General features: G+C 61.7%; 17 protein-coding genes. 6 read left to right on the top strand and 11 right to left on the bottom strand.

Annotated elements, in window-relative coordinates:
• Positions 1 to 15: 15 nt before the first annotated feature.
• Positions 16 to 1,227, bottom strand: coding sequence for a putative lipid II flippase FtsW (gene ftsW, locus OO25_RS18990; RefSeq protein ID WP_052463923.1), 1,212 nt, complete (start codon positions 1,225 to 1,227; stop codon positions 16 to 18).
• Between the two features lie 132 nt (positions 1,228 to 1,359).
• Here ftsW and OO25_RS18985 point away from each other — a divergent pair, with 132 nt between their 5' ends.
• From OO25_RS18985 to OO25_RS18975, 3 genes are all read left to right on the top strand, one after another.
• Complete coding sequence (locus OO25_RS18985) at positions 1,360 to 2,541, top strand: NAD(P)/FAD-dependent oxidoreductase (protein ID WP_040182033.1); 1,182 nt, start codon at positions 1,360 to 1,362, stop codon at positions 2,539 to 2,541.
• A gap of 81 nt (positions 2,542 to 2,622) precedes the next feature.
• Positions 2,623 to 2,916 carry a putative quinol monooxygenase gene (locus tag OO25_RS18980; protein WP_040182030.1) on the top strand — a complete coding sequence of 98 codons (294 nt, stop codon included), beginning with the start codon at positions 2,623 to 2,625 and terminating at the stop codon, positions 2,914 to 2,916.
• A gap of 4 nt (positions 2,917 to 2,920) precedes the next feature.
• On the top strand, positions 2,921 to 3,364 hold the full coding sequence (locus tag OO25_RS18975; RefSeq protein WP_040174196.1) for a MarR family winged helix-turn-helix transcriptional regulator: 444 nt from the start codon (positions 2,921 to 2,923) through the stop codon (positions 3,362 to 3,364).
• 3 nt (positions 3,365 to 3,367) lie between these two features.
• Here OO25_RS18975 and murD read toward each other — a convergent pair whose 3' ends face one another.
• Positions 3,368 to 4,765: a UDP-N-acetylmuramoyl-L-alanine--D-glutamate ligase gene (gene murD, locus OO25_RS18970; RefSeq protein WP_040182028.1), complete on the bottom strand. Its 1,398-nt coding sequence runs from the start codon at positions 4,763 to 4,765 to the stop codon at positions 3,368 to 3,370.
• 129 nt (positions 4,766 to 4,894) lie between these two features.
• Here murD and OO25_RS18965 point away from each other — a divergent pair, with 129 nt between their 5' ends.
• The gene (locus OO25_RS18965; protein ID WP_040174200.1) at positions 4,895 to 5,809 is read left to right on the top strand and encodes a glutaminase; all 915 of its coding nucleotides are present in this window, start codon (positions 4,895 to 4,897) and stop codon (positions 5,807 to 5,809) included.
• A 316-nt stretch (positions 5,810 to 6,125) separates the two neighbouring features.
• Here the strand turns inward: OO25_RS18965 and mraY are convergent, their stop codons facing one another.
• The 8 genes from mraY to OO25_RS18925 all read right to left on the bottom strand — a co-directional run bounded on the left by mraY (position 6,126) and on the right by OO25_RS18925 (position 15,672).
• Positions 6,126 to 7,208, bottom strand: coding sequence for a phospho-N-acetylmuramoyl-pentapeptide-transferase (mraY, locus tag OO25_RS18960; RefSeq protein WP_024097922.1), 1,083 nt, complete (start codon positions 7,206 to 7,208; stop codon positions 6,126 to 6,128).
• 27 nt (positions 7,209 to 7,235) lie between these two features.
• Positions 7,236 to 8,648, bottom strand: a complete 1,413-nt coding sequence (murF, locus tag OO25_RS18955; RefSeq protein ID WP_040182025.1) for a UDP-N-acetylmuramoyl-tripeptide--D-alanyl-D-alanine ligase — start codon at positions 8,646 to 8,648, stop codon at positions 7,236 to 7,238.
• Positions 8,645 to 10,129: a UDP-N-acetylmuramoyl-L-alanyl-D-glutamate--2,6-diaminopimelate ligase gene (locus tag OO25_RS18950; RefSeq protein WP_040182024.1), complete on the bottom strand. Its 1,485-nt coding sequence runs from the start codon at positions 10,127 to 10,129 to the stop codon at positions 8,645 to 8,647. The genes murF and OO25_RS18950 overlap by 4 nt, the downstream gene beginning before the upstream one ends.
• Before the next feature lie 15 nt (positions 10,130 to 10,144).
• Positions 10,145 to 11,932, bottom strand: a complete 1,788-nt coding sequence (locus OO25_RS18945) for a penicillin-binding protein 2 (RefSeq protein ID WP_040174205.1) — start codon at positions 11,930 to 11,932, stop codon at positions 10,145 to 10,147.
• Positions 11,929 to 12,303 carry a cell division protein FtsL gene (locus OO25_RS18940; protein WP_040182022.1) on the bottom strand — a complete coding sequence of 125 codons (375 nt, stop codon included), beginning with the start codon at positions 12,301 to 12,303 and terminating at the stop codon, positions 11,929 to 11,931. The genes OO25_RS18945 and OO25_RS18940 overlap by 4 nt, the downstream gene beginning before the upstream one ends.
• Positions 12,300 to 13,307 (bottom strand): 16S rRNA (cytosine(1402)-N(4))-methyltransferase RsmH, encoded by a 1,008-nt coding sequence (gene rsmH / locus OO25_RS18935; RefSeq protein ID WP_040182020.1) that lies wholly within the window; start codon positions 13,305 to 13,307, stop codon positions 12,300 to 12,302. Before rsmH ends, OO25_RS18940 begins: the two co-directional genes overlap by 4 nt.
• A gap of 3 nt (positions 13,308 to 13,310) precedes the next feature.
• Entirely contained in the window at positions 13,311 to 13,778 is a 468-nt protein-coding gene (gene mraZ, locus OO25_RS18930) for a division/cell wall cluster transcriptional repressor MraZ (protein WP_040174211.1), read from the bottom strand.
• Between the two features lie 823 nt (positions 13,779 to 14,601).
• Positions 14,602 to 15,672 carry an Mrp/NBP35 family ATP-binding protein gene (locus OO25_RS18925; RefSeq protein ID WP_040174303.1) on the bottom strand — a complete coding sequence of 357 codons (1,071 nt, stop codon included), beginning with the start codon at positions 15,670 to 15,672 and terminating at the stop codon, positions 14,602 to 14,604.
• 319 nt (positions 15,673 to 15,991) lie between these two features.
• Between OO25_RS18925 and OO25_RS18920 the strand changes: the two genes are divergently transcribed.
• The gene (locus tag OO25_RS18920) at positions 15,992 to 16,210 is read left to right on the top strand and encodes a DUF1127 domain-containing protein (RefSeq protein WP_014874065.1); all 219 of its coding nucleotides are present in this window, start codon (positions 15,992 to 15,994) and stop codon (positions 16,208 to 16,210) included.
• A gap of 356 nt (positions 16,211 to 16,566) precedes the next feature.
• Here OO25_RS18920 and OO25_RS18915 read toward each other — a convergent pair whose 3' ends face one another.
• Positions 16,567 to 18,930 carry an ATP-dependent helicase gene (locus OO25_RS18915; RefSeq protein ID WP_040182105.1) on the bottom strand — a complete coding sequence of 788 codons (2,364 nt, stop codon included), beginning with the start codon at positions 18,928 to 18,930 and terminating at the stop codon, positions 16,567 to 16,569.
• A gap of 235 nt (positions 18,931 to 19,165) precedes the next feature.
• Here OO25_RS18915 and OO25_RS18910 point away from each other — a divergent pair, with 235 nt between their 5' ends.
• A complete protein-coding gene (locus OO25_RS18910) occupies positions 19,166 to 20,959 on the top strand; it encodes a diguanylate cyclase (RefSeq protein ID WP_040182018.1) in 1,794 nt (597 codons plus the stop codon).
• The last annotated feature ends 163 nt before the right edge of the window (positions 20,960 to 21,122 follow it).

Below are 21,122 nucleotides of genomic sequence, written 5' to 3'. Positions count from 1 at the left end.
ATTCAGGTCTTTCTTCTATCCGCGCCCATGGCCGCGCGCAGGCCCGGTTTGATGCCCGTGACCCCGTCCGTGCCCACGCAGGAAATCCGCGATCTCGCCCTGCGGACGCGAGCGCGAAAACGCCAGCAGCATACCAACCGCAATACCGCCCGCAATGAGGGAGGAACCACCATAGCTCACAAACGGCAGGGTCATCCCCTTGGCCGGCAAGAGCCGTACAGCAACGCCCATGTTGATCATCGCCTGCACCCCGAAGGTGCAAACCAGACCGGTGCCTGCAAGGCGGATGAACGTGTCCCGCTCCCGCATCAGGCGGAACAGGGTCCGCGCCACAACAGCGGTGTAGAGCAGGATCAGGATTACGACGAGGACCAACCCGTATTCCTCGGCCGCGACGGCAATGATGAAATCGGTGTGCGCATCAGGCAGCGACCATTTCACCTCACCCTCGCCGACACCGACGCCAAACAAACCGCCCTCGCGGATGGCGTTGGTGGCATAGCCCATCTGAGTCGTCGGGTCGATTTCAGGGTTCAGGAAGCCGTCAATGCGGCGGGCAAAATGCTCTGAGCTGGAATAGGCGACAACGCCCCCCATCACCACCACCGCCGCCATGATCACCAACAGCAGCATCGGCGCGCCAGCCACGAAGTACATCACGCCCCAGCCAAACAGCACCAGACAGGCCTGACCAAAGTCAGGCTGCATCACCAGCATCAACACCACGGTCAGACACAGGCCAAAGGACATCAGCGTGCCCGGCGGCCCGTTGATCTGCTGGCTTGCAGCAATCATCCAAGCCGCCACCACGATAAATCCGGGCTTCAGGAATTCTGACGGCTGAAGCGAGGCAAAGCCAAGGCTGTACCAGCGCGTCGCGCCCTTGCCAAAATCGGTGCCGAACACCGGCAGCAGGGCCAGCGCCACAAAGGCGCAGATAAACCCGATGACTGCCAACCGCCGCACCAGCGTCGGTGACATCATCGAGGTGATCACCATCGCTACCAGCGCCGTGATACCAAACACCGCCTGACGCTCAACATAGTGGAAATTGTCAAATCCGTTGCGCTCTGCCAGCGGGACCGAGGCCGCAAGCCCCAGTAAAAGCCCGATAACAAACAGCATCAGGACGCAGGACATTGTCCATTTGTCCAGCGTCCGCCACCATTTGGGTAGAATCGGCTCGCCCGCCTGTACGGGGAGCGCGCCATAGACCATTTCAGTCATGGGTAAACCGCCACTATCTGCCTCGTGATCCGTCCCGTTTTCGGGATCGTTGGGCAAACAGTACCCGGAAAGTTTTCATCAGGCCACCCTCTTCCTCTTGCCTTTGGCAGTTATCCGCGCCTATGGCCGGGCATGGCTTATGAAACCCTGATCCTTGGCGCTGGCGCAGCTGGCATGATGTGTGCAACGCGTTCCGGCCCCGGCACGCTGGTGATTGATCACGCCAAGGCACCGGGTGAAAAAATCCGCATCTCTGGCGGCGGGCGCTGCAATTTCACCAATATGTACGCAAGCCCGGAAAACTACCTGTCGCAGAACCCGCATTTCTGCAAATCCGCCATGGCCCGCTACACCCAGTGGGATTTCATCGAGCTGGTGGACCGTCACGGCATCGCCTGGCATGAAAAAACCCTCGGCCAGCTGTTTTGCGATGGCTCGGCCAAGCAGATTGTCGCGATGCTGGTGGAGGAACTGAAGGCAGCGGGCGCCGATCTGTGGCTGCAAACCAGCGTGACCTCCGTGACGCGCAGCGCTGATGGGTTCCGCGTCGAAGTGGCGCGCGAGGGCAAGCCGCAGGTGCTGACCGCCCGCAATCTGGTGATTGCCACGGGCGGCAAATCCATCCCCAAGATGGGGGCCACCGGCCTCGCCTATGATCTGGCACGCCAGTTTGATCTGCCCCTGACGGACACCCGCCCCGGTCTGGTGCCTTTCACCTTTTCCGAAGAACGATTCAAACCGCTGGCAGGCGTTGCCCTGCCCGCGCGGCTGTCGAATGAGCGCACCCGTTTTGACGAGGCCCTGTTGTTCACCCATCGCGGCCTGTCTGGCCCGTCGGTGTTGCAACTGTCATCCTACTGGCGTGAGGGGGAGCAGATCAGCGTCAATCTGATCCCTGAAACGCCACTATTTGACCTGCTGCGCAGCCAACGTCAGGAGGCCGGGCGCAAGGCCCTGACCACCGAGCTGGCGCGCCACCTGCCCGGGCGGCTGGTGGATTTTCTGGCGCCCGAGTTCAACCTCAAGGGGCGGCTGGCAGATCAATCCGACGCCGCTTTGCGCGATCTCAGCGACCGTCTTGAAAACTGGCACCTCACCCCCTCCGGCAGCGAAGGCTACCGCACGGCAGAGGTCACGCTGGGCGGCATCGACACCGATGCGCTGTCGTCCAAAACCATGGAAGCGAAGACCGTTCCCGGCCTTTATGCCATTGGTGAAGCGGTTGATGTGACCGGCTGGCTTGGCGGCTATAATTTCCAATGGGCCTGGGCCTCTGGGGTGGCCGCAGGCAGCGCAATCGCAGCCCGCAGCTGAGCCAAGCCGCCCGCCTGTGGCTTGACATTCGCGACCGCATATCTATTTAGTTATCATGATAACTCATTAAGGAGCCTTTTGATGAAAACGCAATTTCAACTGATCGCCAAAATCACCCCGAAGCCCGAGCATATGCAGGACGTCCGGGATAGCCTCACCAGCATCCTTGCCCCCACCCGCGCCGAACCCGGCTGCCTGAAATTCAACCTGCTTGAAGGTCGCAGCGGCGATTGTTTCTACTTGGATGAGGAATGGACCAGCGACGACGCCCTCGCTGCCCATTACGATATGGATTACATCAAACCGATCTTTGCCAAATATGAAAACTGGCTGGCGGCCCCGGCTGAAATCCACAAGATGACCGCGCTGGCCTGACCGCATGTTCTTCCTCAAGGAGCTGCCCTCCCGCCAGATGGTCGAACGCTACGTGGAGGCCTATGGCAGCGACCCGGCGCTCATCAGCGATGCCCTGCTGATGATGCGCCGGGCCAGCCTGCTGATCCGCAAGTTGGAAACCTATTTTGCGGGGCATGGCCTGTCGCAGCTGCGATTTCTGGTGCTGATCGTCATCGACCGGGAACCGGATCGCCAATGGCTCAGCCCGAATGAGATCGCGCAGCGGATTGATGTCTCGAAACCGGTGATGACCCGCACGCTGCACGCGCTGCAGGCCGACGGGCTGGTTCGCATCACCGCAAGCGAGACCGATGGCCGTTCCAAGGAGGTGACACTGACCCCCGAGGGCCATGCCCGGCTACAGGCCACCCTGCCCGAATACTACCAGATCCTGTCCAGAGAGATGGCGCAATCCGCAGCTCAGTAGGCGTCAACTCTGCAGCTTCGCCACCTCGGAGATAAAGTCCTCGCCGCGCTGTTCGAAGTTGTCGTATTGGTCAAAGCTCGCCGCCGCAGGGGCCAGCAGAACCGTATCGCCCGCCTCCGCCTCGGCGCTGGCGCGGGCGACGGCCTCGGCCATGGTGATGCAGACCTCAGCCTCAACGTCCAGCTGCATGGCAAAGCCCGCCGCCTCGCGCCCGATCACATAGGCTTTGCGCACCTTGCCAGTCTGGCCGCGCAGGGCCTCCAGCCCGCCGTCTTTCTCCAGCCCGCCGCAAATCCAGCGGATATTGTCAAAGGCGCTCAAGGCCTTCACCGCGCTGTCCAGATTGGTGGCCTTGCTGTCGTTGACATAGCGCACGCCTGCGTGGGTCGCGATGGTCTGACTGCGATGCGGCAGACCCGGATAGCTGGCCAGCGCGTCCTCGATGAGACGTGGTGCGAGGCCCAAAGCACGCGCCGCAGCATAGGCCGCACAGGCATTCTGATGGTTATGCGCGCCGGGCAGCCCCTGCATCTGGCGCAGATCAATCGACGCCGCCTGTCGCCCTTTGCGGTATTCACTGAGGAACCCCTTGCGGGCGAAGACCTGCCAGCCCGGCCCGGTCAGTTTCCGACTGGCCGAGATGCGGATCACCCGGTCGTCGCTGGCGGCCTCAGAGAGCTGACCGGCCAGATACAGCCCCTCATCCTCATCCACGCCAATGATAGCGCGATCCGGTCCGCCTTCGGCAAACAGCCGCCGCTTGGCTGCGAAATAGCCGCCCATGCCCGCGTGCCGGTCCAAATGGTCGGGGCTGAGGTTGGTGAACACCGCCACGTCCGGCGTCAGCGCGCGGGCCAGATCTGTCTGATAGCTCGACAGCTCCAGCACCACGATGCCGCCCGATCCCGGCGGATCAATGTCCAGCACACCCCGGCCGATATTGCCCGCCAGCTGGCTCTCGCGTCCGGCCTCCTGCAGGATGTGGTGCAGCAACGCCACCGTGGTGGATTTGCCGTTGGACCCCGTGACCGCCACGATGCGCGGCGCCTGATCGAACCGTTCCCAGCCCCGTGTCGCAACCGAGCGAAAAAACAGCCCGATGTCATTGTCCACCGGCACGCCCGCGATCATCGCCGCGCGGATCACCGGGTTGGGTTTGGGATAAAGATGCGGGATCCCCGGCGAGACAACCAATGAGGCAATGTCATCAAATGCCCCGGATTTCAGCAGATCGCGGCAGGTGAGCCCCTCAACCTCGGCCCGCGCCCGCGCGCCGGGATTGTCGTCCCAGCAGATCGGCTCTGCTCCGCCTTCGCGCAGCGCCCGTGCGGTGGCAAATCCCGACCGGCCCAGCCCCAACACGGCGACTTTTGCGCCCTCAAAACCTGTGACAGGGATCATCGCCCAACCTCCCGCAAAACCTTTGATCAAATCGCTACCCGATCCATGGAACCAATGCCAGTCCCGTTGCGTTTGTCTTAGCACCAGCATCCGGCTAACGTCGGCCATAAATTGGGAGGCCCCGCAGCCATGGACGCGCGCTTGCAGCAGATCCTCGACGCCATCAACAGCGATCTTCGCGATGATCCCGACCGGGGCGAGGTCGCCAGCTACATCCCTGAACTGGGTCAGGTCGATCCCGACCAATTTGCCATCACCGTGGCAACCGCCGACGGGCAGATCTACAGCGCGGGGGATGCCGCCACGCGGTTTTCGGCCCAAAGCATCACCAAGGTCTTCACCCTCGCCATCGCGCTCGGTCGCTCTGGCGATCAGCTGTGGCGGCGGGTCGGGCGGGAGCCTTCGGGCACAGCGTTCAATTCCATCGTCCAGCTGGAACACGAACGTGGCCGCCCCCGCAATCCATTTGTGAACGCAGGCGCAATCGTCACCACGGATGAGGTGCTCGCAGGTCGCGAGCCGCGTGAAGCGCTGGCCGAGTTCCTCAGCTTTATCCGCGCCGCGGCGGAGGATGACGACATTCACATCAACGCCGATGTGGCCCGCTCGGAAACTGCCCATGGGCACCGCAACTTTGCCCACGCGCATTTTCTCGCCTCTTTCGGCAATCTCAAGAACCCGCCGGAGAAGGTGCTGGGCACCTATTTCCACCATTGCGCCACCGAACTGACCACCACGCAGCTGGCACGCGCAGGGCGGTTTTTGATCGGCGCCGACTGCCATCCGCGCATGGTCTCGCTGGACCGGGTGCGGCGGCTCAATGCGCTGATGCTGACCTGCGGGCATTATGACGGCTCGGGTGAGTTTGCCTATCGCGTCGGCCTGCCCGCCAAAAGCGGCGTCGGCGGCGGTATCCTTGGTGTTGTGCCGGGTCAGGCCTGCATCGCCGTCTGGTCGCCGGGGCTGGACCGCAATGGTAATTCCAAACTGGGTACTGAGGCGATGGAACGTCTTGCCCGGGAAATGGACTGGTCGGTGTTTTAGCCGCGTTGCCAGCCCTGCGCACGCAGCGGTTATCCTCCGTTTAGGTACCACCGCTACCCTAGAGACGTTGCAACACGAAGACCAGGAGACCGTCCCCCATTACCAGTCCCACCAAGGCTGTCGGGGGATCCGCACAGGCCGACAGACGGAGATGACCCCTAGCAAAGGTCATCCACCCTCCGCCCCTCCGGCGGCGCCGCCTTCTTCGTACTGAAAAACCGCCCAAGGCATCCCTGCCCAGAGCGGTTCCAGATATCAGACCAGACCGGCCCACCGGCCCCGCAGGACAGCCTGCGCGGCGGCAATCGGCCGTGACTTAGCGCACTTTCAGGGTCGCCAGACCAATCATCGCGAGGATCAGCGAGATGATCCAGAAGCGGATCACAATGGTCGGCTCCGCCCAGCCCTTTTTCTCATAGTGGTGATGGATCGGCGCCATCAGGAACACCCGCTTGCCAGTGCGCTTGAAATAGAGCACCTGAATGATCACCGACAGCGCCTCCACCACAAAGAGACCGCCAACAATCGCCAGCACCAGCTCGTGTTTGGTGACCACCGCAATGGCTCCCAGCGCGCCACCCAGCGCCAACGACCCGGTATCACCCATAAACACGGCAGCCGGCGGCGCGTTGTACCACAGGAACCCCAGACCACCGCCAAACAGCGCCGCGGCAAAGATCAGGATTTCCCCGGTGCCGGGCACATAATGCACATCCAGATACTCGGTGAAGTCAACACGCCCCACCGCATAGGCGATCACGCCCAGCGTAGAGGTGGCAATCATCACCGGCATAATCGCCAGACCGTCCAGACCGTCGGTCAGGTTCACCGCATTGGCCGCGCCAACGATCACGCAGATCGAAAACGGCACATAGAACAGGCCCAGATTGATCAGCGTATCCTTGAACACCGGCAGCGCCAGCTGGTTTTGCAGCTCCACCGGATGATAGGCGGAGGCCCAGAGGGCTGCGATCACCGCGATGGTGATCCCCAGCGCCAGCCGCAGCTTGCCCGGAACGCCTGCGGTGTTCTGTTTGGAGACCTTGGCATAATCATCCGCAAAGCCGATCAGCGCGAAGGACAGCGTGACAAACAGCACCAGCCAGACAAAGGGATTGTCCCAACGCGCCCACAAAAGCGTCGCGGTCACCAGCGCGCCGACAATCAGCAAGCCCCCCATGGTCGGGGTGCCCGCCTTTGCCAGATGCCCCTCGGGCCCATCGTCGCGGATCGGCTGGCCCTTGCCCTGCTTGCGGCGCAGCACGTTGATCAGCGGCGGCCCAAACAGAAACCCAAACAGAAGCGCCGTCAGAAACGCCCCGCCCGCGCGGAAGGTGATGTAGCGGAAGAGGTTGAAGAGATCCCCCCCATCCGACAGCGCGGTTAACCAATAGAGCATGTCAGCCGGTCCTCAGTTCATCAAAGTTCAGAAAGTGGTCTCGCCATGACTCAATTCACGGATGCCGTCAACGATCTTGGCCAATGCCATGCTGAGCGAGCCTTTTGCAAGCACCACGTCCCCCGCACCGATCTGACCCGCCAGATCCGCCAGCACATCAGCGCTGCTGGCGTAATGACCGCCGCGTTTGTCCACAGGCAGCGCGGCATGGAGAGCGCCCATCAGGGGGCCAATGCAATGCACCGCCTCCAGATCTGCCATCGCGGGCAGCTCGGCCAGCGCCACATGCAACTCAACCTCCTGCGGGCCGAGTTCCTTCATATCGCCGAGGTAGGCAATCCGGCGACCGTCGCAGGGGGTTGCCGCCAGCACCGTCAGCGCCGCCGCCACAGACGTGGGGTTGGCGTTATAACTGTCATCCAGCAGCAGGATGTCACCCCTCCCTTCACCCAGCGACACGGTTTCCCGCGCGCCACGACCGGTGACCGGCGACCAGAGCGACAGGCTCTGCACCGCCTTGGTCAGATCCAGTTTCAGCGCCGCGAGACAGGCCAGCGCCCCTAGCGCGTTCATCGCGAAATGCGCGCCAAGCGACTGGATATGCAGGCTGTGCACCTGACCGCCGGGCAGCGTCACCTCGGCCTCGGTCTCATCCCCGCGCAGGGTGGTTGCGGTAAGCCGGTATGTGGGGGCAATCGACCCCTGCCCGGCGCCGAACCACAACACATCGCCAGCCGCGCCCTCGGCAACCGACTGCAGGATCGGGGCCTCGGCAATATCGGCGTTCAGAACCGCGACGCCACCGGGCTCCAGCCCATCCATGATGGCGGCCTTCTCGGCGGCGATGCCGTCGATCCCGTCAAAGGCCTCCAGATGCACAGGGGCCACGGTTGTCACCATCGCCACATGCGGGCGCGTCTGTTTCGCAAGCGGGCTGATCTCACCGGGGTGGTTCATGCCAATCTCAATCACGGCAAATTCGGTGTCACGCGGCATCCGCGCCAATGTCAGCGGTACGCCCCAGTGGTTGTTGTAGCTGGCGACGGCCGCATGGGTGCGGCCCTGATCCGACAGCATTCGTGCCAGCATTTCCTTGGTCGAGGTCTTGCCAACGGATCCGGTGACCGCGATCACCCGCGCATCTGTGCGCGCACGGCCTGCCCGGCCCAGGGCCTCCAGCCCGGTCTGCACGTCGTCAACTAGCAACAATGGCGCATCTTCGGCCACGCCCTCGGGTCGGTGTGAGACCAGCGCAGCACCGGCGCCTTTCTCCAGCGCTTGCGCCACGAAGTCATGGCCATCGCGCGCCGCCTTCAGCGCCACAAACAGATCGCCCTTGGCAATGCTGCGGGTGTCGATGGAAATACCGTTCACATACCAGTTGCCAATGGCCTGACCGCCAGTTGCGGCGGCGGCCTCCTCAGCTGTCCAAAGGCTCATACCAATCTCCCGTCCAGCGCCGCGACAGCCATACTGGCCTGCTCCACGTCATCAAAAGGCAGAACATCGCTGCCGACGATCTGGCCGGTTTCATGCCCCTTGCCGCAGATCAGCAGGGCATCGCCCGCCCCAAGCGCATCAACGCCGCGCAGGATCGCCTCGGCCCGGTCGCCAACCTCCATCGCATCCGGCGCGCCGCCCTTGACGGCGGCGCGGATCACCGCCGGATCCTCGCTGCGGGGGTTGTCATCGGTGACGATCACCAGATCGGCGTTGTTCTGCGCCGCCTGCCCCATCAGCGGGCGTTTGGCGGCGTCACGGTCACCACCTGCGCCGACAATGGCCACCAGCCGGCCCAGCACATGCGGGCGCAGCGCCTTGATCGCGGTGGCCACGGCATCGGGGGTATGGGCGTAGTCGACAAACACCGTCGCGCCGTTTTCCCGCGTGGCGGCCAGTTGCATCCGCCCCCGCACGGTCTGAAGATGCGGCAGCGTGTCAAACACCGCCTGCGGATCCTCACCGCTGGCAATCACCAGACCGCAGGCCAGCAGGATATTCTCCGCCTGAAAGCCCCCGATGAGATTCAGCCGCGCCTGATAGGGTTTGTCGTGCCAGGTGAAGCGCATGTCCTGCCCGGAGGCGTCATAGCGCGCACCCACAAGGCTGAGATCACCGAGACCGCGCCCCACGGAGATCACCTCCTGCCCGCGAGCGGCAGCGACAGCGCGCATTTGCGCCCCGCGGGGATCATCCATGTTAATGACCGCCACGCCATCATCCGGCAGGACCCGGCGGAACAGACCCGCCTTGGCAGTGAAATACGCCTCAAATGTCTCGTGATAGTCCAGATGATCCTGGGTGAAATTGGTAAACCCCGCCGCCGCCAGATGCACGCCGTCCAAGCGCCGTTGCTCCAATCCGTGAGACGAGGCCTCCATCGCGGCATGGGTGACACCGGCAGCTGCTGCCTGCGACAGCGCATCTTGCAGGGTGACCGGTTCCGGTGTGGTGTGATTGAGCGGGTGGCTCCAGGCGCCCTCAACACCGGTGGTGCCAAGGTTCACCGCCTGATGGCCCAGCTCAACCCAGATCTGGCGCACGAAGCTCGCCACCGACGTCTTTCCATTGGTGCCGGTGACCGCCACCATGGTTTCAGGCTGCGCGCCAAACCACAGGGCGGCCGCATAGGCCAGCGCCTGACGCGGGTCTTCGACAACCACCAGCGCCACGGTCGACTCGCGCAAAAGCTCCGCCACGATCTGCGCTCCGGCCGCGTCGGTCAGGATTGCCGCCGCCCCATTGCCAAGTGCTGCGGGGGTGAATTTCGCCCCATGCACCTGACTGCCGGGAAGGGCCGCAAACAGCCCACCCTCGATCACCTTGCGGCTGTCCACGGCAATGCCCCGGATCATCGGATCGACGCCGCCACGCGCGGTCAGCCCCAACTGGCTGAGAGGACGGTTTTCAATGGTGCTCATAGCAACCCCACCTGTTCAGTTTGAGGTGAGGGTTATAGCAGCAAGCCCATCGGGTTCAACTTGTGGTCTAAGCCCCAGAAGCGGCGCAACGCGGCCGATCATTTCACCCGCGACCGGCACAGCTGTCCAGCCTGCGGTGCGGCGCTCCTCACCATGGGCAATGACCGACGGTTCATCCAGCGTCACCACCAACACATATTTCGGATCATGGGCCGGGAACATCGCAGCAAAGGTGGCGATGACCTTGCTCTCGTAATAGCCGCCACGGGGTTTGGGCTTGTCAGCGGTGCCGGTTTTGCCACCGACCTGATAGCCGGGCACCTCGCCAAAACTGGCGGTCCCGCTGGTCACCACCTTGCGCAGCATCGCGCGAGCCTGGCGCGCGGCTTCCGGCGACATGATCCGGTGGCCCAGCTGTGGCCCCTTCTGACGCAGGATGGTGGGGGCAACATATTGGCCGCCATTGGCAATCGCCGCATAGCCCGCCGCCAGATGCATCGGGCTGGTGGACAACCCATGCCCATAGGAAATCGTCACCGTGCTCAGCTCCCCCCATTTGCGGGGTTTCAGCGGTTTGCCGCCTGCCGCCTCGGCGATCTCAATCGGGGTGGGGTCAAACATGCCCATCGCGCGCAGGAAATCCTGCTGACGCTGCGCGCCAATCTGCAAGGCCAGACGCCCGGTGCCCCGGTTGGAGCTTTTGACGATGATATCGGCGACGCTCAACTTGCCGTAATTCTTGTTGTGGAACTCACCAATCGGGAAACGCCCGATTCGCATTGGACCGGAAGTGTCGATAATGGTCTCGGAGTTCACAATTCCTAGATCAACTGCCTGTGCCGCCGTGAAAATCTTGAAGGTCGAACCGAGTTCATAGACCCCCTGCACCGCGCGGTTGAACAGCGGACTGGTAGAGGGATCGAAGCCGGAGGTGGGCGGACGCGGGCGGTCATTGGGGTCAAAATCTGGCAGCGACACGACGGAGATTACCTCGCCGGTGTGGACGTCCATCAGGATCGAGGTCGCTCCCTTGGCGTTCATCAGCTTCATGCCGCCATAAAGCACCTGTTCAGCTGCGGCCTGTACAGTCAGATCCAGCGACAGCTTCAGCGGGCGCCCGCCATTGGCCGGGTCGCGCAGGTAGTCGTCAAACTGCTTTTCAACACCTGCCACGCCGATCACCTCAGCCGCGCTGACGCCTTCCTTGCCGAAACCGGCGCCGCCCAGCACATGCGCCGCGACACTGCCATTGGGATAAAGCCGCATCTCGCGGGGGCCAAACAGCAGGCCGGGATCACCGATATCATGCACCGCCTGTTTCTGCTCGGGGCTGATTTTCTTTTTGATCCATATAAACTTACGCTTGCCGGTGAAGTCGCTGACCAAACGCTCCAGCTCCAGATCGGGGAAAATCTCAACGAGGCGTCGAGCGGCCCCTTCCGGATCCACCATTTGCGGCGGCTGAGCATAGAGCGAATGGGTTTCAAAGTTGGTCGCCAAAATGCGGCCCTTGCGGTCGACGATATCGGCACGCTGCATGGCGATGGCGCTGCCCGGCGCGCTGGCGACTGGCTCAACCGGTTCGGAGGTGGCCAGCGTCGCCATCCGCGCGCCAATCGCGGTAAAGGCGCAGAGGAAAAACATCCCCAGCACCAGCAGGCGCCCCTCGGCGCGCTGGCGGGATTGGGCCTGCATCTCCGCATGACGCTGGCGTAGATTCTCCCGTTCGATGGCGTCCGGGTTCTCGCCACGTGCGCGCGCTGTCAAAACCCGGGCCAAGGGGCGCAGCGGCGTGCGGATCATGGCTGCGTCCCCGTGGCGGTCTGGCCATTGGTCCCAAGCGAGGAAACCTCAACCCCGTTGGTGAAATCCAGCCGCTCATCCTCTTGCGGGGGATAGGCGACCTCATCCACGCGGCCAAATTGTTCCGGGCGCAGCGGCAGCAGGCTGAGGCGATCAAAGTTCAGCTCCGCCAGTTCGCGCAGGCGATCCGGACGGTTGAGATAGGCCCATTCGGCGCGCAACACACTGAGCCGGACCTGCGAGGCACCGATCTGGCGTTGCAGGCTGCGGGTCTCCTTCAGCACCTGCTGAGTGGTGTAATTCTCGCGGTAAGCCCAGAACGCCAACCCAAAGACAGCCAGACAGGTGGCGATATAAAGCAGCGTCTTCATGAGCGTTTGTTTCTCCCCTGCGCCTGCTTCAGCTGGGGCATGCCGATGTCCTTGGCGCTGATTGCAATCGGCGCGGCCTCGGTGCGGCGTCCGACCCGCAAGCGTGCAGAGCGGGAGCGCGGGTTTTCGGCCAGTTCGTCATCATCGGGGCCCACCGCCTTGCGGGTGACCAGTGTGAACTGCGAGGGGGTCTCCTCCACCTCGGGCGCGTAGCGGTTGGCACGGCCGGTCTTGCCGGCGCGATGCTGGAAAAAGCGTTTGACCATGCGATCCTCGATCGAATGAAACGTCACAACCGCCAGCAATCCGCCGGGTTTCAGCGCGCGCTCAGCGGCCAGAAGCCCCTCGAACAGCTCCTCGTATTCGGCGTTCACCGCAATGCGCAGCCCCTGAAAGCTGCGGGTGGCAGGATGTGACTGGCCGGGTTTGGAGCGCGGCAGGCAGCCTTCGATAATGCCAGCCAGTTGCAGCGTGGTGGTGATCGGCGCTTCGGTCCGGGCCTTCACGATGGCGCGGGCGATACGGCGGCTGGCGCGTTCTTCCCCAAAGAGGAACAGGATATCGGCTAAGGCGGCCTCGTCCAACTCCGCAACCAGATCGGCGGCTGAGGGGCCATCCTGGGACATCCGCATATCCAACGGCCCGTCACGCATAAAGGAAAAGCCGCGTTCGGCCAGATCCAGCTGCATGGAGGAGACGCCAAGGTCCAGCACAACGCCATCAAGATCCTGCGCATAGTCGTCCATGCGGGAGAACACACCCTGTTGCAGGCTCAGACGGCCAGCATAGTCGCCGATCCAGCCTTCGGCCATTTCAAAGGCCAGCGGATCGCGGTCGACGCCAATGACATGATCCGCGCCCGCCTCCAGCAGGCCACGGCTATAACCTCCGGCCCCAAAGGTGCCATCAAGCCAGCGCCCGGTGACCGGCGCCACCGCTTTCAGCAGCGGACGCAGAAGAACCGGTACGTGAGGACCGGTTGAGGTTGGGCGGTCCGTTGTCATGGATCAAGCGCCTCCGGCGCCGTCGAGGAGTTCCATCGGGTCGAAGTCCTCGGGCAGATCATCCATCCACTCCTCAGATTTCGCCAGCTCTTCCTCTTCATAGGTTTCAGGCTTCCAGATCTGGAAAGTATCGCCGGCCGCGATAAAGAAGGCTTCGGCCTCCAGATCAATCTTGTTGCGCAGCTTGGCAGGCAGCACCAGGCGCCCAGTTTCATCTACGGTGGTCGGGAAGGACTGACCGTGGAACATACGCTGCAACATTTTGCGCGGCATTGAGCCCCGCGGCAAGGCATCGATTTTGGCGTCGACTTCCGCGATCGCCTCCATCGTGTAACATTCGAGAAAATTGCGACGATGATCACCGTAGACGATCACCAGTTCGGGGTTGCTGCCGGATTGCCAGTTGGGATCGCCCGCTTCCAGAACACGGCGAAAGGAGGCCGGAATCGAGACCCGCCCCTTTGTATCCACCTTATGGTGGCTTTCACCTCTGAACCTACGGCCCAATCTATCGTCCCTTTTTTCAGCGTCCCTCGTGCCGAAGCGATCCCCAGAAGCAAAAGGGGCGGGCTGATCTGCTGCCACTGATCAACCCGCCTCCCTAATCCCGACGTGCGGGGTGTCCGACTGCGCGCGCCACCTGGGGGGATGTCTGCTCGCTCGCGCGCCGGATCTCTCTATTTTCGATGAAAGCGAAGGCCTGTATGAAACCTGCTTCTTAGTAGTCTTGGTTGGGGTCGTTTGGCGCCCCTGCTCTTCGTCTCATTCGATAAACTAGGGATACTATGGGAAAACGTGGGCCACAACTGTTTTCTGTGGACCCTCCTGCCGCATGTAGATAATGCCACGCCGATTCTACGGAGAGGAATCGATAATATTCCCAGTGATAGATTAAGTGATCGCAAAACCCACTACATATAGGTGTGATCGTGGATCTGAAAAAAGTGCCATGATTTCCCAGATATTCTGGACAGAGATCTGGAGAATCCATGTGTTCCCCATTCGTTCACACGGCGCCACCCGTATCGGATATTAGAAACGGCCTGATTTTGCCGATATCCCTGAATAATCGCACCGTAATGGCACAGTGATTCGGAGTAGCGGCGGCAAAACATGCGCGCACGCCCATAAATTCCCACCGGCCCCATGAATTCCCATGGCTCCCATAATTTCCCAGACAGCCCATAGTTTCCCAAGGTCGGCCCGGCGGTCAGATTGCTGTGAGACCCGAAAAAAGCACCTGCGGGTGAGACCGGCCTTCAGCAGGCCGGTCGATTGGCGATCAGATAGTGTGTCAGGCCATACCGCCGCGGATCAGCCCTTCGGCCATTTTGGCGTAGGCCTGCGCCATCACGCCGTCACCGGCCGCAATCGGCGTGCCATTATCGCCTGCCAACCGGGTTTCAAGATCAATCGGCAGCGCGCCCAACAGCGGCACGCCAAGGCGCTCCGCCTCCGCAGCGACCCCGCCATGGCCAAAGATATGATGCTCGCCACCGCAGTCCGGGCAGGCGAAGAAGGACATATTCTCAATCAGGCCCAGCACGGGGGTCTTGAGGGTGTTGAACATGTCGAGCGCTTTGCGCGCATCGAGAAGCGCCACATCTTGCGGCGTGGAAACCACGATGGCGCCGGACAGCTCCGCCTTCGTGCAGAGGGTCAGCTGCACATCGCCGGTGCCGGGCGGCAGGTCCACGATCAGCACGTCGAGTTCACCCCAGTTCACCTGGCCCAGCATCTGCTGCAACGCGCCCATCAGCATCGGGCCGCGCCAGACCACGGCCTTGGCCTCATCCACCATGAAGCCGATGGACATCAAGGTGACGCCATGGGCGTGCAGCGGTTCAATGATTTTGCCATCCGGGCTGGCGGGGCGGCCACTGGCGCCCATCATGCGCGGCTGGCTCGGTCCATATATATCCGCATCCAGCAACCCCACCTTGCGGCCCTGCCGCGTCAGAGCCACGGCGAGATTGGCGCTGACGGTGGATTTGCCCACGCCGCCCTTGCCCGAACCAACCGCGAGAATGCGTTTGACACCACTGGGTTTCAGCGGCCCCTGCTGCGGTTTGGGATGGCCGCCCAGTTTCAGGGTCGGTGCCGGTTTGGCGGCCGCATCAGCATGGGCGGTCAGTGCAGCGGACACGCTGTCCACCCCCGGCAAGGCCAGAACAGTGGCCTCGGCAGCGCGGCGCAGCGGCTCCATCTGGGCGGCGATCTGCGGATTGGGGGCCTCGATCACGAAACTGACGCGCCCGCCATCGACCATCACCGCGCGCAGCATGTCACGTGAGACCAGCGTCCCGCCATCGGGCAGCTGCAGCCGCGCAAGGGCGTCGCGAATCTCTTCCTGGGTGGGGGTCATGGCCGGTCTCCTCATGGTTTCCAGCCATATAAGACCTGCCGCGACCAAGCCCAAGGCCGCATTGCAATGAGAGACCGCGCCGATCAAGGCAGGCGCCATGGCACGCCGGTTTACGCCCCGCCCGGTTTTTGAGCGCCTGATCGCTCCTTGATGCATAACTCAGCAGGATCAACCCCGTTTCCCTTAGGAAACCCATGCATTTGCTGCATAGCAGAAATGCCCCTTTCAGGGATTGTGCGCTCGCAGCATTATCATATTTATGGGGTCAAGCGAGGCCGGGAACGGCCAGACACACACATAGACGTTAAGGACAACACCGATGGCCGCTGTTGATAATATGACAACCCGTAAAGGCGCTCTGGCCTTCAGCCCGCGCGCCGTGTTTGACGAACTGAAAGGCAAGATTGCACGCTACCGCCTGTACCGCCAGACCATGAATGAGCTGTCGACGCTCTCTGGTCGCGAACTGGCAGATCTGGGGCTGAGCCGCTCCATGCTGCGCAGCGTTGCCTATGAGGCCGCCTACGGCACGAAATAAAGAGTTCAGGCTCTCTTCTCCTCCTCCCTTGAGGGCCTGTAATCGCGGTGACATCCTCCTCCTCCCTGATGTCACCGCACCCTATACCGGCGTCATAGCCGGATCCTGATACATCATACCTCCTCCTCCCTGATGGTATGGTGTTGCACAGAACGGCGGTGCCCTCCTCCTCCCTGGCACCGCCGTTTTTTTGTGCCTTATGGTCTGCACCGCAGTCCCTCCCACTGATCACCGGCCGCAAAAAAGGCGCCGACAGAATGTCGACGCCTGATCTGTTGTGGCTGCTATGTCGGCCCTCTTCACTGCGACGACCAATAGATGTGATCCATCACGGCAAGGTCCCACCGAGGCGTGGATTAAAAGGGCACGTCCTCCGCTGCGGAGACAAAGCGGGCGACGACTTTCTTGGTGCCAGCCTTCTCGAAATCCACCTCCAGTTTGTCGCCTTCGATCCCGGTGATCGCGCCATAGCCAAATTTCTGGTGAAACACCCGCTCCCCGACCATGAAGGCGGATGTCGCGGTGAGGTCGATGACGCTGGATTTGCTTTCCTTGGGTTGTGACAAACCACGCTCACCGGCGCGGGATTGCATGCGTTTCCAGCCGGGCGAGTTGTACCCGTCGGCGGCCGCCATGCGATCCTCAATCGTGGAGCGCACCGCCCCACTGCCGCCGCCGGGGGCCGCAGCCCCGTAACCGCCACCATAAAGACCGGGCGGGGTCAGCACCTCCACATGCTCTTCCGGCAACTCATCAATGAAGCGGGAGGGCAGTTGTGACTGCCATTGCCCAAAGACGCGGCGATTGCCGGCAAAGGAGATCGTGCAGATTTCCTCGGCCCGTGTGATGCCGACATAGGCCAGACGGCGCTCCTCCTCGAGGCCCTTCAGGCCGCTTTCATCCATGGAGCGCTGCGAGGGGAACAGCCCATCCTCCCAGCCAGGCAGGAACACAGCCGGAAATTCCAACCCTTTGGCGGCGTGTAGCGTCATGATCGACACCTTTTGGGCGGCGTCCTGTTTGTCATTATCCATGATCAGACTGACATGTTCGAGGAAGCCTTGCAGGTTTTCAAACGCCTCCAGCGCCTTCACCAGTTCCTTGAGGTTTTCCAGACGCCCCGGCGAATCCGGGTTTTTGTCGGTCTGCCACATGGTGGTGTAGCCGCTTTCATCCAGAATGGTTTCGGCCAGCTCCATATGGGTCATATCCGCATCCCCCGCCAGACGCCCCCAGCGGGCAAGATCGGTGACCAGCTGGCGCAGGGCATTGCCACCCTTCCCCTTGATCTGGCCGGATTCAACCGCAAGCCGCGCGCCCTCCACCAGGGAGACTCCATTGCTGCGCGCCATGGTCTGAATGGTCTGCTGCGCCTTATCGCCAAGGCCGCGCTTCGGCGTGTTGACGATCCGCTCAAAGGCAAGATCATCGTCTGCACTGACCACCAGCCGGAAATAGGCCATGGCATCGCGAATTTCGAGCCGCTCATAAAAGCGTGGCCCGCCAATGACCCGGTACGGCAGGCCGATGGTCAGAAACCGATCCTCAAAGGCGCGCATCTGATGCGAGGCCCGCACGAGGATGGCCATATTGTTGAGATCGACCGGCGCCAGGCCACGGGTGCCGCGCTGCATCGCCTCAATCTCCTCGCCGATCCAGCGGGCCTCCTCCTCGCCGTCCCAATGACCGATCAGGCGGACCTTCTCGCCGCCGCGCGCCTCGGTCCACAGCTCCTTGCCCAGACGGCCGGAATTGCCACGGATCACACCGGAGGCGGCGCTGAGAATATGTTCAGTCGAGCGGTAGTTTTGTTCCAGCCGCACCACATTGGCACCGGGAAAATCCTTTTCAAACCGCAGGATATTGCCCACCTCTGCGCCACGCCAGCCATAGATCGACTGGTCATCGTCACCGACGCAGCAGATGTTCTTATGGGCGCCCGCCAGCAGCCGCAGCCAGAGGTACTGCGCCACGTTGGTATCCTGATATTCGTCCACCATGATGAAGCGGAACCAGCGCTGATATTGCTCCAGCACATCCGGGTTATCCTGAAATATGGTGACCATATGCAGCAGCAGATCACCAAAATCGACCGCGTTCAGATCCTTCAGCCGCGCCTGATACTGGGCGTAGAAATCCACGCCGCGATGGTTGTAGGCACTGGCATCGGACACCGGCACTTTCGACGGCGTCAGCGCGCGGTTTTTCCAATCGTCTATGACACCTGCCAGCATGCGCGCGGGCCAGCGTTTGTCATCAATGCCTTCCGCCTTGATCAGCTGTTTCAGCAGGCGGATCTGATCATCGGTATCCAGAATGGTGAAATTGGATTTGAGCCCGACCAATTCGGCATGGCGGCGCAGCAGCTTCACGCAGATCGAATGGAAGGTGCCAAGCCAGGGCATCCCCTCAACCGCCTGCCCCAACATGCCTGCAACCCGCTCCTTCATCTCGCGCGCGGCCTTGTTGGTAAAGGTCACAGCAAGGATCTCATTTGGTTTGGCGGTGCCCGTGGTCAGAAGATGCACGATGCGCGCAGTCAGCGCCTTCGTCTTGCCGGTGCCGGCCCCGGCCAGCATCAGCACAGGTCCCTCCAGGCATTCAACGGCGGCCCGCTGTGCCGGGTTCAGCCCGTCGAGATACGGCATCGGCCGCGCTGCCATGGCGCGCGCGGACAGCGAGATCCCCTCATAGGGGTCGATATCGTCAAAACTGCTCATGAGCGGGACATTAGCGCGATTCAATCCCGGCGGAAAGAGGGCGTTCACAGTCTGTTCCACCCCAAATTCGCGGTACGAGATGTGGCGTTTGTGCCGCCTGCGGGATGTCAGCGCCGTGCCAAGAAAGACCGCGCGGTGAGGCATTAACGTTTTCTAAAACCCATTCAGGCATCGTGCCTTCATCTATAGGTTGTTTTTTTGACACTCGACATCCGGCAAGGCAGACCAGCGCATTATGAAAAAAGCACTGACCTCCAGTATTGTGGATAGACTACGTGGTCTGTCCCTGTTGCTCATGCTGATTGCCGCCACAGCGGTTTCGACCTGGGCCGTACTTGCAGTCCCTGGCCCGGTTGTCGACAGGATGCTTGAGGCGGACATCCGCCAGCAAGCGGAACTCTGGCAGCGCCGTGTCACACTACATATGGCCGATGCTGAATCCGCCTTTGAGGAGGGGATTATCCAGCCGCAGGACGCCTCGCTGCTGACTCTGTTTACCGAAGAAACCGCCGTTTACCGCTATCGCCTACTGACCAGTGCAGGCGAGATTTTCTGGTCGTCGCGCAGTGATGAGATTGGGGAATTCGAATCCAATGTCTTTTTCTCAACTCAGGTCTCTCGTGGAGAAACCTATTACGACAGCGACACGGTGCCCGTGTTTGAGGTCGACAACTCACCCCTTAGCGGCAGCTACACTGAAGAGCTGACCCGAGAGGTCGCCCGCATCTACGTCCCGCTGATGCACAATGGTCATTTTGACGGTGCCATCGATTTTCACACTGATATCACCGACCTTCGCACCACATTCATACAGCTAGCCCGGTTGCTGGTCGCTCTGCTGACCGGTATTGCCCTGGCGGCGATGACAATTGCCGCTTATGTGATTTTCAAATCGAACCGGTTTCGGATGAACCAGCTGCGTCAGCGCGGTGAAACCGAACGTGAAATTCTGGACGAACAGCTGCGGTTGGCCCGCGAGGTGCAGCTGCTGGGCGAACTGAACGAATGGTTACAATCCAGCCGTTCACTGGATGAACTGTTTGACATGGTTGCGCGCTTCATGACCCATATCCTGCCCACCGCAGAGGGCAGCGTCTATGTCTACTCCAACTCACGCGATGTGCTGGATGGCTGCGCCAGCTGGAATGGCGGCACCCACAAAGATCACATTCACCCGGAAGAATGCTGGGGGTTGCGCCGTGGCCGCACCTATGAATTTGGCGCCTCGGAGATTGATTTTGTCTGCGGACACGCTGAGCCTCATGATGGTCGCGCCTATTACTGCTTCCCGATCCTCGCGCATGGGGAAACGGTTGGCCTGATGCATCTGCGCGCATTGACGGATGCAACCGAGGCTTTCATCAATAGCAAGAAACTGGCCCAGATGTGCGCGGAACAGATCTCCATGGCCATCGCCAATGTGCGCATGCGCGATCAATTGCATGATCAGTCTGTACGTGACCCGCTCACCGGCCTGTTTAACCGCCGCCATATGACCGAGACCCTGCGCAAGAGCATCAACAACAGCCAGAATGCCGGTACGCCACTCAGCATCATTGCCGTGGATGTGGATCACTTCAAGAAGTTCAACGACAATCACGGCCATGACGCTGGCGATATGGTTTTGCGCGCCGTCGGCTCGGTGCTGGAACAGGCCTGCGACGGCGACGAAGTTGCCTGCCGCCCCGGAGGCGAGGAATTCACCCTGATCCTGCCAGGCGCCTGCCAGGAAGATGTCATGACCAAGGCAGAGCTGCTGCGCCAAGCCGTGGAAGCCATCGTTGTGCGCTATGGAGAAAAGGCGCTCCCGGCGATTTCGATCTCACTTGGCGTCGCTCACTATCCGCGTCACGGCACCATGCCGCAGGATCTACTGCGGGCATCGGATGAAGCGCTTTACGAGGCGAAGGCAAAGGGCCGCAACCAGGTCTGCGTCGCATCCTCAGCAGAGCAGGCTCCGCGTGATCCAGCGGCGCAGAACATAAAGCCAAAGCCTCCCGGGTCCGACAGCCCGATCGCTGCCGAGTAATACGGGCGCACGCTGCAACGGTGGCGCGACCTCGCATCAATCATGGCCTGTCAGATGCTCGTGAGGCAGTACATCACACCATGGCGTCGTCACACCGCATTTGAGCAGCTGATGTCAGAAGGTCGAGGAACAACAGGCCAGAGTAAACAGGCCCAGCACGAAT

Source organism: Phaeobacter sp. S60, assembly GCF_000826845.1.
In the GTDB taxonomy this organism is placed as follows: domain Bacteria; phylum Pseudomonadota; class Alphaproteobacteria; order Rhodobacterales; family Rhodobacteraceae; genus Phaeobacter; species Phaeobacter piscinae.
This window is presented reverse-complemented; position numbering and strand designations above follow the sequence as displayed.